An 11,580-nucleotide genomic window follows, 5' to 3' on the forward strand; every position below is an offset into this window, starting at 1 on the left:
GGGGCCTCCGCCCCCCGGGCTTCCAGCCCCCGGGGCCTCCGCCCCCCGGGCTCCCCGCCCGCCCCGCGCCTCCCGCCCCCGCCCCGCCCGTTGTGGGCAATCGTTCCGCTGGGGCGGAACGGGTGGGCACAACGGAACGGCGCCCCTTGCCGGGCCTAGGCTTCCGCGCCTGCACCCCCGCCCCCACCACACCGCACAAGCGCCCCGCCCCGCCCCCCACCCGCCCCCCACAAGCCAACCCCCGTCCCCCCAACGTCCACCCCCACCCCCCAACGTGGCACCGGCACGCCGACGGCACACCCCCCACCCCAGCGGTAGGCTGACCTGGCCCGAGACCGCGCCACCCGCGCGACCCCGCCCCGCCCGAAGGGACCCGCACATGCCGCCGCTCGAAGCCGGCCTCCTGGAGATCCTGGCCTGCCCGGCCTGCCACTCCCCGCTCGACGACCGCACCGCGGAAGAGACCCCGGAGCTCGTCTGCACCGCCGCCGACTGCGGTCTCGCGTACCCGGTCCGCGACGGCATCCCGGTCCTGCTGGTGGACGAGGCCCGCCGCCCCGCGTAACCAGGGAAGAACCACGCCGGCCACCCAGCCGGCCCCGCTCCGACGACGACGACCGGAGGCCCGCGAAATGCTCGACGAGTCGCTCCTCGACGCACCGGAAGCCCTCGCCCTCGCCGACCGCCGCGGCCTCCTCCGCGGCGCCGCCGAGGCCGGCGCCCGGGTACGGACCGCCGCCCGGCACGCCGCCGAGGCCGGCATCGCGGAGCTCCACCCCGAGGGCCGCCCCCGCGCCGTCCTCGTCGCGGGCCCCGGCACCGCTGCGGCGGGCGTCGCCGACCTGGTCGGCGCCCTGGCCGGCGCGGCGGCCCCGGTCATCCGGCTCGCCCCCACCGGCGTCGCCCCCGCGGCCGGCGCCCTCCGCTGGGCCCTGCCCGGCTGGGCCGGCTCGGTGGACCTGCTGCTGATTCCGACGACGGACGGCTCCGAACCGGGCCTCTCCCTCCTCGCCGAGCAGGCGTACCGACGCGGCATCAGCGTCGTCGCCGTCGCCCCGAAGACCTCCCCGCTCGCCGAGGCCGTAGGCCGCTCCCACGGCCTCCTCGTACCGATGGCGATGGCCCCGCACGAGACCGTCCCGGAGTACGGCGAGACGCTCGCCGCGAGCCCGGGTGCCCTGTGGGCCCTGTTCACACCGCTCCTCGCGCTGCTGGACCGCGTCGGCCTCGTCGACGCCCCGCCGGACGCCCTGGAGCAGGTCGCCGACCGCCTGGACCGGACGGCGGAACGCTGCGGCCCGGCCATCGCCACGTACGGCAACCCGGCCAAGACCCTGGCCGCCGAACTCGCCGACTCGCTCCCGCTGATCTGGACCGAGGGCGAGGCCGCGGGCCCGGCGGGCCGCCGGTTCGCCGCCGTACTGGCGGAGCTGGCGGGCCTGCCCGCGCTGGCGGCCGAGCTGCCGGAGGCCATGCCGGCCCACGGCGTGCTGCTGGCCGGGGACTACGCGGCGGGCGCCGACCCCGACGACTTCTTCCGCGACCGCGTGGAGGAGCCGCAGGCGCTGCGCGCCCGGGTGGTCCTGCTCCGCGACCGCCCCACGAACAGGGGCAGGGCGAACCAGCCGGACGGCGCGAACCCCGAAGGCCAGGGCCCGACGGGCCCCACCGGCCCCGAGAGCCCCGTGGACCCCGAGACGGGCGCCCTCAGCGCGGCCCCCGCGGCCCGCGAGCTCGCCCTCGGCCACGGCACGGCCATCAGCGAACTGGAACCGGAGGAGGGCACCGCACTGGAGGCCCTGGCCGAACTCCTCGCGGTGACCGACTTCGCCGCGGTCTACCTCTCCCTCGCCTCCGCAGGCCTGTCTCCCCGCTGAAACCCCCAGCACCATGACACACCAACACCCCCACACCCCTGACGGCCCCCACAGCCCTCAGGGCTCCCACGGCTCCTACGGCCCCCAAAGCCCCCACCAACCACCTAGCGGACCAGCCCCCTCCCGGAGCCGGCCCGCGGCCCCATGACGCCCCACAGCCCCCACGGCCCCCACAGCCCCCACGGCCCCGCAGCCCCCACGGCCCCGCAGCCCCCACGGCCCCCGCAGCCCCCACGACGCCCCCGCAGTCCCCCCGGCCCCCACGTCCATCACCGCACCCACCGCACTGAAAAGAGCTGGAAGCCCCATGGACCGCCTCGCCAACACCGTCCGCCCCTACGCCTGGGGATCCACGACGGCCATCCCGGAGCTGCTCGGTACCGTCCCCACCGGCGAGCCCCAGGCCGAGCTGTGGATGGGCGCCCACCCCGGCGCCCCGTCCCGCACCGGCCGCGGTCCGCTCAACGAGGTCGTCGCCGCCGATCCCGTACGCGAACTGGGTCCGGCGACCGTGGAGAAGTTCGGCCCGCGCCTCCCCTTCCTGTTCAAGATCCTCGCCGCCGGCGCCCCGCTCTCCCTCCAGGTCCACCCCGACCTCGCCCAGGCCCGCGAGGGCTTCGCCGCCGAGGAGGCCGCCGGCATCCCGCTCGACGCGCCGCACCGCAACTACAAGGACGCCAACCACAAGCCCGAACTCATCTGCGCGCTCACCCCCTTCCACGGCCTGTGCGGCTTCCGCGACCCCGTCGAGGCCGCCGACACGATCGCCGCGCTCGGCGTGGACTCCCTCAAGCCGTACGTCGACCTCCTCCAGGCCCACCCGGTGGAGGCCGCGCTGCGCGAGGTCCTGACGGCGCTCCTCACCGCCGACCGCGAGGAGATGGCGCACACGGTCGCCGAGGCGGCGGCCGCCGCGACCCGCCTGGGCGGCGCGCACGCCCCGTACGCCCAGATCGCCCATCACTACCCGAACGACCCCGGCGTCATCGCGGCGATGCTGCTCAACCCGGTCACCCTCCAGCCCGGCGAGGCCCTGTTCCTCGGCGCCGGAGTGCCGCACGCCTACCTCGACGGGCTCGGCGTCGAGATCATGGCCAACTCCGACAACGTGCTGCGCTGCGGCCTCACCCCCAAGCACGTCGACGTCCCCGAACTCCTTCGGGTGGTCCGCTTCGAGCCGATGGACCCGGGCATCCTGCGCCCCGAGGCCTCCCCGGCGGGGGAGGAGGTCTACGACACCCCCATCGACGAGTTCCGCCTCTCCCGCTTCGTACGGGCCGAGGGCGCCGCCCCCACCGCGCTCACCGCCGCCACACCGCAGATCCTGCTCGCCACCGCCGGCCGCCCGGTCGTCGCCGGGACGGCCCTCGCGCCGGGCGAGTCCGTGTTCGTACCGGCGGGCGAAACGACCGAACTGTCCGGTACGGGAACGGTCTTCCGTGCCACCGTCGTGGCCTGATGCGACAATGACCGGCCGAACGACGGCAGTAGGGCAGCAGGGCCGCAGGCCGTAGCACCGACGAAGGGAACACGTAGACCCATGAGCGCGTCAGGCGGAACCAAGGCGATCGTGGCGGCCCTCGCCGCCAACCTCGCGATCGCCGTAGCCAAGTTCGTGGCGTTCCTCTTCAGTGGTTCGTCCTCGATGCTCGCCGAGTCCGTCCACTCCCTGGCCGACTCGGGCAACCAGGGTCTGCTCCTCCTCGGCGGCAAGCGCGCCCAGCGTGAGGCCACCCCGCAGCACCCCTTCGGCTACGGCCGCGAGCGGTACATCTACGCCTTCCTCGTCTCCATCGTGCTCTTCTCCGTCGGTGGCATGTTCGCCATCTACGAGGGCTACGAGAAGATCAAGAGCCCGCACGCGATCGAGGCCTGGTACTGGCCGGTCGGCGTCCTGGTCTTCGCGATCATCGCGGAGTCCTTCTCCTTCCGGACCGCCATCAAGGAGTCGAACCCGCTCCGCGGCAGCCAGTCCTGGAAGGAGTTCGTCCGCCGGGCGAAGGCCCCCGAGCTGCCGGTGGTCCTCCTGGAGGACCTCGGCGCCCTCGTCGGCCTCGTCCTCGCCCTCGGCGGCGTCGGCCTGGCCCTGCTGACCGGCAACGGCGTCTGGGACGGCATCGGCACCGTCTGCATCGGTGTGCTGCTCGTCCTCATCGCGCTCGTCCTCGCCGTCGAGACCAAGTCGCTGCTGCTCGGCGAGTCCGCCGGCATCGACGAGGTGAAGCGGATCGAGGACGCGGTCGTCGACGGCGAGACCGTCACCCGACTCATCCACATGCGCACCCTCCACCTCGGCCCCGAGGAGCTGCTCGTCGCCGCCAAGATCGGCGTGGAGGCCGGCGAGACCGCCGCCGAGGTCGCCGACGCGATCAACGCGGCCGAGGCACGCATCCGCGCCGCCGTCCCGATCGCCCGGGTCATCTACCTGGAGCCGGACATCTACAGCGAGAAGGCGGCCGCGAAGAAGAAGGACGCCTGACACGACGAGGCCCCGGACCTGACATCAGGTCCGGGGCCTCGTCGTATGCGGAGCGTGCGGGACGTGCGGGACGTGCGGGGCGTGCGGGGCGTGGCTAACGGATCTCGCCGAGCAGCCGCAGGATCCCCGCCTCGTCGGGCGCTTCGAGCAGCCGCTCGCGGAAGTGCGCGTCCATCAGCTTCCGGGAGAGCAGCGCCAGGATCCGCAGATGCTCGTCCCCGGCGGCGGCCTCCGGCACCGCGATCATGAAGATCAGCCGCGCCTTCGTCCCGTCGAGCGAGCCCCACTCCACGCCCTCGGGCGACCGGGCGAAGCCGACGATCGGCGCGGTGACCGCGTCCGTCTTGGCATGCGGGATGGCGATCTGCTCACCGAGCCCGGTCGTGCCCTGGTCCTCCCGCGCGAACGCGGTGGCGACGAGCCCGTCCAGATCGGCGACCTTGCCGGTGCTCGCGAGCAGCCCGGCCATCTCGCGGATCGCCGCGTCCTTGTGATCCGCGTCGAGCCGTACCTTCACGGTCTCCCCGGTCAGATACCCGGACAGCACCTCACCCCCGTCACCCGGCGGTACGGGAGTCCCGACGCCGGTCCCGACGCCGGAGCCGGTCCCGGCCCCGCTCCCGACGCCGACGAGCGCGGGCTCGGCCTTGGCGACGGACACGGGCGCGCCCACGCCCGCGCCCACGGGCACACCGGCGGGCACACCGGCGGGTACGAGGGCGCCCGCCCCCTGCTCCCGCCGCTCCCGGATGTCGATGAGCGCGTTGGTGGTGAGCGCGGTGACGAGCGTGCCGGCGGCGACGGCGAGGAAGAACATCGGCACCCCGCCGACCGCGCCGAGCACGGCGACGATCGGACCGCCGTGCGGCACGGCGTCCGTCACCCCGGCGAGCCCGGCGAGCGCACCGGCGACCGCGCCGCCCAGCATGTTCGCGGGGATCACCTGCGCGGGCCGCGCGGCGGCGAACGGGATCGCGCCCTCCGAGATGCCGAAGAGCCCCATGAAGAGCGAGGCCATGCCGGTCTCCCGCTCCTGCTCGCTGTAGAGCTTGCGGCGGATCAGCGTGGCGAGGCCCTGGCCGAGCGGCATCACGGGGATGGCGGCGGCGCACATGCCCATGACGGTCTGGTTGCCGGTGGCGATGAGCCCGGTGCCGAAGAGGAACGCGGTCTTGTTGACCGGCCCGCCCATGTCGAACGCGATCATCAGGCCGAGGATCGCCCCCAGCAGGATCGCGCTGGTGCCGGTCATCCCGCCGAGCCAGCTGGTCAGATGCTCGAAGACCCAGGAGATGGGCTGCCCGATCACATAGATGAAGAAGAGCCCGAGCGCGGTCGTGGCGACGATCGGGATCACGATGATCGGCATGATCGGCTGCACGAACTTCGGCACCCGGACCTTCTTGATCCACAGCACCAGATAGCCGGCGAGGAAGCCGGTCACGATCGCGCCGATGAAGCCCGCGCCCGCCTCGGAGTCGTAGAGCGAACCGTCGTTCGCGATCCAGCCGCCGATCATGCCGGGCACCAGCGCGGGCCGGTCCCCGATGGCGTACGCGATGTAGCCCGACAGGATCGGCACCATCAGCTTGAAGCCGATGACCCCGATGTTGTTGACGTCCTTCCAGAAGGAGTCGTCCGGGATGACCAGGCCTTCCGGCGTCGTGTGGCCGCCGATGGCGAGCGAGATCGCGATCAGCAGCCCGCCCACGACGACGAACGGGATCATGTACGAGACGCCGTTCATCAGCGCCTTGTACGCGAGGCTCCGCTCCTTGCCGCCGCCGGAGCCCCCGCTGCCCGAAGCGCCCCCGGCCGCCCCGCCGCCCCCGCCGTCGCCCTGCACGGGCGCGCCGCTCACCTGTTGGATGAGCTGCTCGGGGTGGTGGATGCCCTCGGCGACCCCGACCGCGAGCACCCGCTTGCCGGCGAAACGGCTGCGGTCCACGTCCTTGTCGGCGGCGATGATGATCCCGTCCGCCTCCCTGACATCGTTGTCAGAAAGAACGTTCTCGGCGCCGATCGAGCCCTGGGTCTCCACCTTGATCTCCACCCCGAGCGCCTCGGCGGCCTGCGCCAGCTTCTCGGCCGCCATGTAGGTGTGGGCGATCCCCGTCGGACACGCGGTCACCGCGAGCAGCCTCGTCCTCCGCTGCCCGCCCGCCGGACTGGTCACGAGCTGTTCCTCACGCGCTTCTCCTCAGCCTCGCTCCGGACGTCGTCGCTCCGGATTCCCGAGCATCGTCCCTCGGCCAGGAGCCATGTCAAAAGTCCATAAGGCCCTGAATGCGCAGGTCTCTCGACCCTTTGTCGAGTCCCGATCCGGCCGAATCCCGGACCGGGGCGGACTGTGGGTCACTGCGCCGATCGGTGTAGATTCGTGACCAGCCAGACGTCGCTGCTGATGGCGGTCGGGCGGTCCCCCCAAGGACCGGCCGAGGGAGAGAGGGCCTCCGACGACTGCACCGCGGGAGCACCCGGGCATTCCTATGCCCTCGTCGCCCACCACCGCGGTGCCAGGTGCCCACTCGAACCCTCGAAACCGATCCCACGAGGAGCAGCTCCAGTCATGACGACTGTCGCCACGCAGGACTTCAAGGTCGCCGACCTTTCGCTGGCCGTCTTCGGCCGCAAGGAGATCACCCTCGCCGAGCACGAGATGCCCGGCCTGATGTCGATCCGCCGCGAGTACGCCGAGCAGCAGCCGCTCGCCGGCGCCCGTATCACCGGCTCCCTGCACATGACCGTGCAGACCGCCGTCCTCATCGAGACCCTGGTCGCCCTCGGCGCCGAGGTCCGCTGGGCCTCCTGCAACATCTTCTCCACCCAGGACCACGCCGCCGCGGCCATCGCCGTCGGCCCCAACGGCACCCCGGAGAACCCCCAGGGCGTCCCGGTCTTCGCCTGGAAGGGCGAGACCCTGGAGGAGTACTGGTGGTGCACGGAGCAGGCCCTCACCTGGCCGAACACGCCCACCGGCGGCCCGAACATGATCCTGGACGACGGCGGTGACGCCACCCTCCTCGTCCACAAGGGCGTCGAGTTCGAGAAGGCCGGCGCCGCTCCGGACCCGTCCACCGCGGACAGCGAGGAGTACGGGTACATCCTGACCCTCCTCAACCGCACCCTCGGCGAGAGCCCCCAGAAGTGGACCCAGCTCGCCTCCGAGATCCGCGGCGTGACGGAGGAGACCACCACCGGTGTCCACCGCCTCTACGAGATGCAGCAGGCCGGCTCCCTGCTCTTCCCGGCGATCAACGTGAACGACGCCGTGACGAAGTCGAAGTTCGACAACAAGTACGGCTGCCGCCACTCCCTGATCGACGGCATCAACCGCGCCACCGACGTCCTCATCGGCGGCAAGACCGCGGTCGTCTTCGGCTACGGCGACGTCGGCAAGGGCTGCGCCGAGTCCCTCCGCGGCCAGGGCGCCCGCGTCATCGTCACCGAGATCGACCCCATCTGCGCCCTCCAGGCGGCGATGGACGGCTACCAGGTCGCGACCCTGGACGACGTCGTCGAGACGGCCGACATCTTCATCACCACGACCGGCAACAAGGACATCATCATGGCCGCCGACATGGCCAAGATGAAGCACCAGGCCATCGTGGGCAACATCGGCCACTTCGACAACGAGATCGACATGGCCGGCCTGGCCAAGATCGACGGCATCGTCAAGGACGAGGTCAAGCCGCAGGTCCACACCTGGACGTTCTCCGACGGCAAGGTCCTGATCGTCCTGTCCGAGGGCCGCCTGCTCAACCTGGGCAACGCGACCGGCCACCCGTCCTTCGTGATGTCGAACTCCTTCGCGGACCAGACCCTGGCCCAGATCGAGCTCTTCACCAAGCCGGAGGAGTACCCGACCGACGTCTACGTGCTCCCGAAGCACCTGGACGAGAAGGTCGCGCGCCTCCACCTCGACGCCCTGGGCGTCAAGCTCACGACCCTCCGCCCGGAGCAGGCCGCCTACATCGGCGTCCAGGTCGAGGGCCCGTACAAGCCGGACCACTACCGCTACTGATGTACCGGCACCCGGCGTCAGTGCACTGACGCCGGGGCGCCCGGCACACCCGTAGGACAGCAGGCAGGCCCCCGCACCCCCGTGTCGGGGGCCTGCCTCGTCTCAACCGGCCCACAGCTCCAGGAAGCACCCCGAGGACCCATGCCCCGCGGCCGTTATTCGCTCCATGACCCGCACGATCACACCCCCCTCGGCGAAGAACACTTCAGCTGCGCGCCCGGCCCCTCCGGCTGGCGCTACGTCTCAAGGACCACCACCCCCTCCGGCGACCCCGCGGGCTCCGTCGACCTGGCCATCGACGCCCTGGGCCGCCCCATCCGGCTCGAACTCCACTCCGCGGACTGGCAGGTGCGCGGCGCCGCCGTCGACGGCGTCACCTGGGTCCGCACCGACCCCACCGGAACCCACGCCACCGAAGGCAATGTGCGCGCCCACGCCTTCACCGGCACGTCCCCGGCGTTCCTCGTCGCGATCTCCCGGCTCCTGCGGCTCACCCCCTCTTCCCCCGAGACCCGCGTCCGGCTCGTCGCCTTCACGGATCCCGTGCTCGCCCCCCTGACGGTCGACCAGTCCTGGGCCCTGCTGAAGAGTGAAGCGCACGCCACTGACAACGGCCCCCTGACCGTGGACGAATACCAGGTCAGCACCCTCGACACGGGGGAGCGGCACACCGTCCACCTGGCCGGGGACGTGGTCCTCTCGGCCCCCGGCATCGAGCTGGAGGACCTGGACACCCCACCGTCGGTCTTCTGACCTCAGGCCGGCGGCGCGAACCCGGTGGCGGGCGGCGCCGCAGGGCCGGGCGTGGGCCCGGGAGCAGCTGCCGGCGGCGAGGCAGCGGGCGAGGGCGCCGCACCAGGAACGGGGCTGTGCACGATGCCGGGCACGATGCCGGGCACGGGGCCGAGCACGGGCCCAGGCACCGGCCCGCGTACCGACCCCGACCCCGCCCCCGACCCCGGCGCGAACACCCGCCGGGCGTCCCGCGCCTGCCGCTCGGCGACCACCCCGGCCAGGAACGCGGCCGCCGGCACCCCGGGCGGCGGAGGCGTCCCGGTCCGCGCCACCAGCTCGTCCGCGAGCCGCTCGGCCAGCTGCCGCCCGATCGCCGGGTCAAGCTGCATCATCCGCGTCAGGTACTGACGTATCTCCAGCCACAGCGCGTCCGGCACGGCAGACAGGTCAAGCCCGGCGAACCGGCCGACGAGCCACGGCGGGGGCGGCGGCACCGCCTTGCTCGGCGCGGAGGCGACCCGCTCACGGACCACCAGCGTCCCCGCGAACACGTCGCCGATCCGCCGCCCGCGCTCGGACACCAGCGAGGCGACGCACGCGATGGCCCCGAAGGTCATCAGGATCTCCACGACCCCCATCGCCCCGCGCATCAACGCGTGCCGGAACCGGATCGGCCCGCCGTCGTCCCGCACCACCCGCAGCCCGCAGGCCAGCTTCCCCAGCGACCGCCCGTGCGACAGCGTCTCCACGGCTATCGGCGCCCCCACGAGGACCAGCACGAAGGACACGATCGACAGCGCCATCGCGGCGGCCTCGTCCAGCGACGCCGTCGCCAGCGCGAGACCGATGCTGATCAGCAGATACGCGGCCCAGACCACGAAGAGGTCGATGAACAGGGCCAGCGCCCGGCTCGGCAGCCGCGCCGGCTGCAACCCCAGTACGACGGCATCCCCCGTCACGATCCCGCTCACGCCGCCCGCCCTTCGTCGACCTGCCCCACCGCGTCCGAACGCCAGTCTGCCAAGCTGATCCGCAGCGCGCCGCAGTAGTACGGACCGTACGCACCCAGTGCCTGGAGCAGCAGCCGATCATGGACCTCGACGTCTTCGTCACCGCACACCGAGCCGAGTGGGACCGCCTCGATCACCTCCTGCGCCGGGGCCGCCGCCTCGATGGCGCCGAGGCCGACGAACTCGTCGCCCTCTACCAGCGCACGGCCACCCACCTCTCGCTCATCCAGACCAGCGCCCCGGACCCGCTGCTCACGGCCCGGCTCACCCAGCTCGTGGCCCGCGCCCGCGCCACGGTCACCGGCACCCGCCGCGCCTCCTGGCGCGACGCGGTCACCTTCCTCACGGCGGGCTTCCCGGCCGCGGTCTACCGCTCCCGCCACTGGTGGGTGCCCACCGCACTCCTCTCCACTCTGCTCGCGGCCCTGATCGGCTGGTGGATCGGTACGCACCCCGAGGTCCAGGCCGCGATCGGCGCCCCGGCCGAGCTGCGCGAGATGACCCGCCCCGGCGGGCAGTACGAGACCTACTACTCCAGCCACCCGGCGGCGTCCTTCGCCGCCCAGGTCTGGACGAACAACGCCCAGGCCGTCGCCCTGTGCCTGGTCCTCGGCGCGTTCCTCGGCATACCGGTCCTCTATGTCCTCCTCCTCAACATGCTGAACCTCGGCGTCGGCATAGGCCTGATGGCCGGCGCCGGACGCCTCGACGTGTTCCTCGGCCTGGTCCTGCCGCACGGCCTGCTGGAGCTGACGGCGGTCTTCGTCGCCGCCGGTACGGGCCTGCGCCTCGGCTGGACCCTGATCGACCCCGGTCCCACCACCCGGCGAGCCGCCCTCGCCCAGCAGGGCCGAGCGGCGATCGGCATGGCCGTCGGCCTGGCCCTGGTCCTTTTCGTCTCGGGCCTGATCGAAGGCTTCGTGACCCCGTCCGGACTGCCGACCTGGGCCCGAATCGCCATCGGAATCGCCGCTGAGCTGGCATTTCTCGCGTACGTCTATGTGCTCGGCGGTCGAGCCGCCCGGGCCGGCGACACGGGCGACGTCGAGGAGGCCGACCGCAGCGCCGAACTGCCGACAGCCGCGTGACCCGCCCGGTGCCGCCGATGTGCAGAGCACCCCGCTGACCTGCTAGTCTCCTCTTCGCCCGCAAAAACCGTTGACACGGATGGCGCGGGGAGGTAGATTCAAACGGTTGCCTGGAGCTGGACAAGCTCGGGGTTGACGAGTTAGACTCTTCCTCGCCCCGGTCGGAATTCTCCGACGGTGGGGCCACCCCGATTCCTTATCCGAATCACGAAGCCACCGATTAGGTCGGCCGAAATGAATCTGATAAAGTCGGAATGCGCCGGAAGGCCTCGAAGAAACAAATTCGGGACCGGAAAGCACCGAGGAAATCGGATCGGAAAGATCTGATAGAGTCGGAAACGCAAGAACGAAGGAAGCGCCCGGAGGA

Annotated in this window: 9 protein-coding genes; 7 read left to right on the forward strand and 2 right to left on the reverse strand. The window is 72.3% G+C overall.

Annotation, left to right across the window (positions count from 1 at the left end):
- Nucleotides 1-379 precede the first annotated feature (379 nt).
- The 4 genes from ABTZ54_RS35495 to ABTZ54_RS35510 all read left to right on the forward strand — a co-directional run bounded on the left by ABTZ54_RS35495 (nt 380) and on the right by ABTZ54_RS35510 (nt 4,356).
- Entirely contained in the window at nt 380-565 is a 186-nt protein-coding gene (locus ABTZ54_RS35495; RefSeq protein ID WP_132919332.1) for a Trm112 family protein, read from the forward strand.
- Between the two features lie 67 nt (nt 566-632).
- Nucleotides 633-1,877: an SIS domain-containing protein gene (locus tag ABTZ54_RS35500; protein ID WP_351672057.1), complete on the forward strand. Its 1,245-nt coding sequence runs from the start codon at nt 633-635 to the stop codon at nt 1,875-1,877.
- Between the two features lie 307 nt (nt 1,878-2,184).
- Nucleotides 2,185-3,336: a mannose-6-phosphate isomerase, class I gene (gene manA, locus ABTZ54_RS35505; protein WP_351672060.1), complete on the forward strand. Its 1,152-nt coding sequence runs from the start codon at nt 2,185-2,187 to the stop codon at nt 3,334-3,336.
- A gap of 81 nt (nt 3,337-3,417) precedes the next feature.
- The gene (locus ABTZ54_RS35510; RefSeq protein ID WP_351672063.1) at nt 3,418-4,356 is read left to right on the forward strand and encodes a cation diffusion facilitator family transporter; all 939 of its coding nucleotides are present in this window, start codon (nt 3,418-3,420) and stop codon (nt 4,354-4,356) included.
- A 94-nt stretch (nt 4,357-4,450) separates the two neighbouring features.
- On the opposite strand, the gene ABTZ54_RS35515 is transcribed toward ABTZ54_RS35510, so the two are convergent.
- Complete coding sequence (locus tag ABTZ54_RS35515) at nt 4,451-6,451, reverse strand: fructose-specific PTS transporter subunit EIIC (protein ID WP_502997375.1); 2,001 nt, start codon at nt 6,449-6,451, stop codon at nt 4,451-4,453.
- Nucleotides 6,452-6,925: 474 nt separating this feature from the next.
- On the opposite strand from ABTZ54_RS35515, the gene ahcY reads away from it, so the two are divergent.
- Together ahcY and ABTZ54_RS35525 are read left to right on the forward strand one after the other, a co-directional pair.
- Nucleotides 6,926-8,380, forward strand: coding sequence for an adenosylhomocysteinase (gene ahcY, locus ABTZ54_RS35520; protein WP_351672068.1), 1,455 nt, complete (start codon nt 6,926-6,928; stop codon nt 8,378-8,380).
- A 141-nt stretch (nt 8,381-8,521) separates the two neighbouring features.
- A complete protein-coding gene (locus ABTZ54_RS35525) occupies nt 8,522-9,133 on the forward strand; it encodes a hypothetical protein (protein ID WP_351672071.1) in 612 nt (203 codons plus the stop codon).
- Between the two features lie 2 nt (nt 9,134-9,135).
- Here the strand turns inward: ABTZ54_RS35525 and ABTZ54_RS35530 are convergent, their stop codons facing one another.
- On the reverse strand, nt 9,136-10,086 hold the full coding sequence (locus ABTZ54_RS35530; protein WP_351672074.1) for an RDD family protein: 951 nt from the start codon (nt 10,084-10,086) through the stop codon (nt 9,136-9,138).
- A 119-nt stretch (nt 10,087-10,205) separates the two neighbouring features.
- On the opposite strand from ABTZ54_RS35530, the gene ABTZ54_RS35535 reads away from it, so the two are divergent.
- A complete protein-coding gene (locus ABTZ54_RS35535; RefSeq protein ID WP_351672077.1) occupies nt 10,206-11,213 on the forward strand; it encodes a stage II sporulation protein M in 1,008 nt (335 codons plus the stop codon).
- The last annotated feature ends 367 nt before the right edge of the window (nt 11,214-11,580 follow it).

Source organism: Streptomyces sp. NPDC094032, from assembly GCF_040303965.1.
In the GTDB taxonomy this organism is placed as follows: Bacteria; Actinomycetota; Actinomycetes; order Streptomycetales; family Streptomycetaceae; genus Streptomyces.

Excerpts from the sequence above, each read along its gene's own strand:
- ABTZ54_RS35535 (WP_351672077.1), top strand. The coding sequence starts at position 10,206 with ATGGACCTCGACGTCTTCGTCACCGCACACCGAGCCGAGTGGGACCGC.
- ABTZ54_RS35495 (WP_132919332.1), top strand. The coding sequence starts at position 380 with ATGCCGCCGCTCGAAGCCGGCCTCCTGGAGATCCTGGCCTGCCCGGCC.
- ahcY (WP_351672068.1), top strand. The coding sequence starts at position 6,926 with ATGACGACTGTCGCCACGCAGGACTTCAAGGTCGCCGACCTTTCGCTG.
- ABTZ54_RS35500 (WP_351672057.1), top strand. The coding sequence starts at position 633 with ATGCTCGACGAGTCGCTCCTCGACGCACCGGAAGCCCTCGCCCTCGCC.
- manA (WP_351672060.1), top strand. The coding sequence starts at position 2,185 with ATGGACCGCCTCGCCAACACCGTCCGCCCCTACGCCTGGGGATCCACG.
- ABTZ54_RS35510 (WP_351672063.1), top strand. The coding sequence starts at position 3,418 with ATGAGCGCGTCAGGCGGAACCAAGGCGATCGTGGCGGCCCTCGCCGCC.
- ABTZ54_RS35525 (WP_351672071.1), top strand. The coding sequence starts at position 8,522 with ATGCCCCGCGGCCGTTATTCGCTCCATGACCCGCACGATCACACCCCC.
- ABTZ54_RS35515 (WP_502997375.1), bottom strand. The coding sequence starts at position 6,451 with ATGGCGGCCGAGAAGCTGGCGCAGGCCGCCGAGGCGCTCGGGGTGGAG.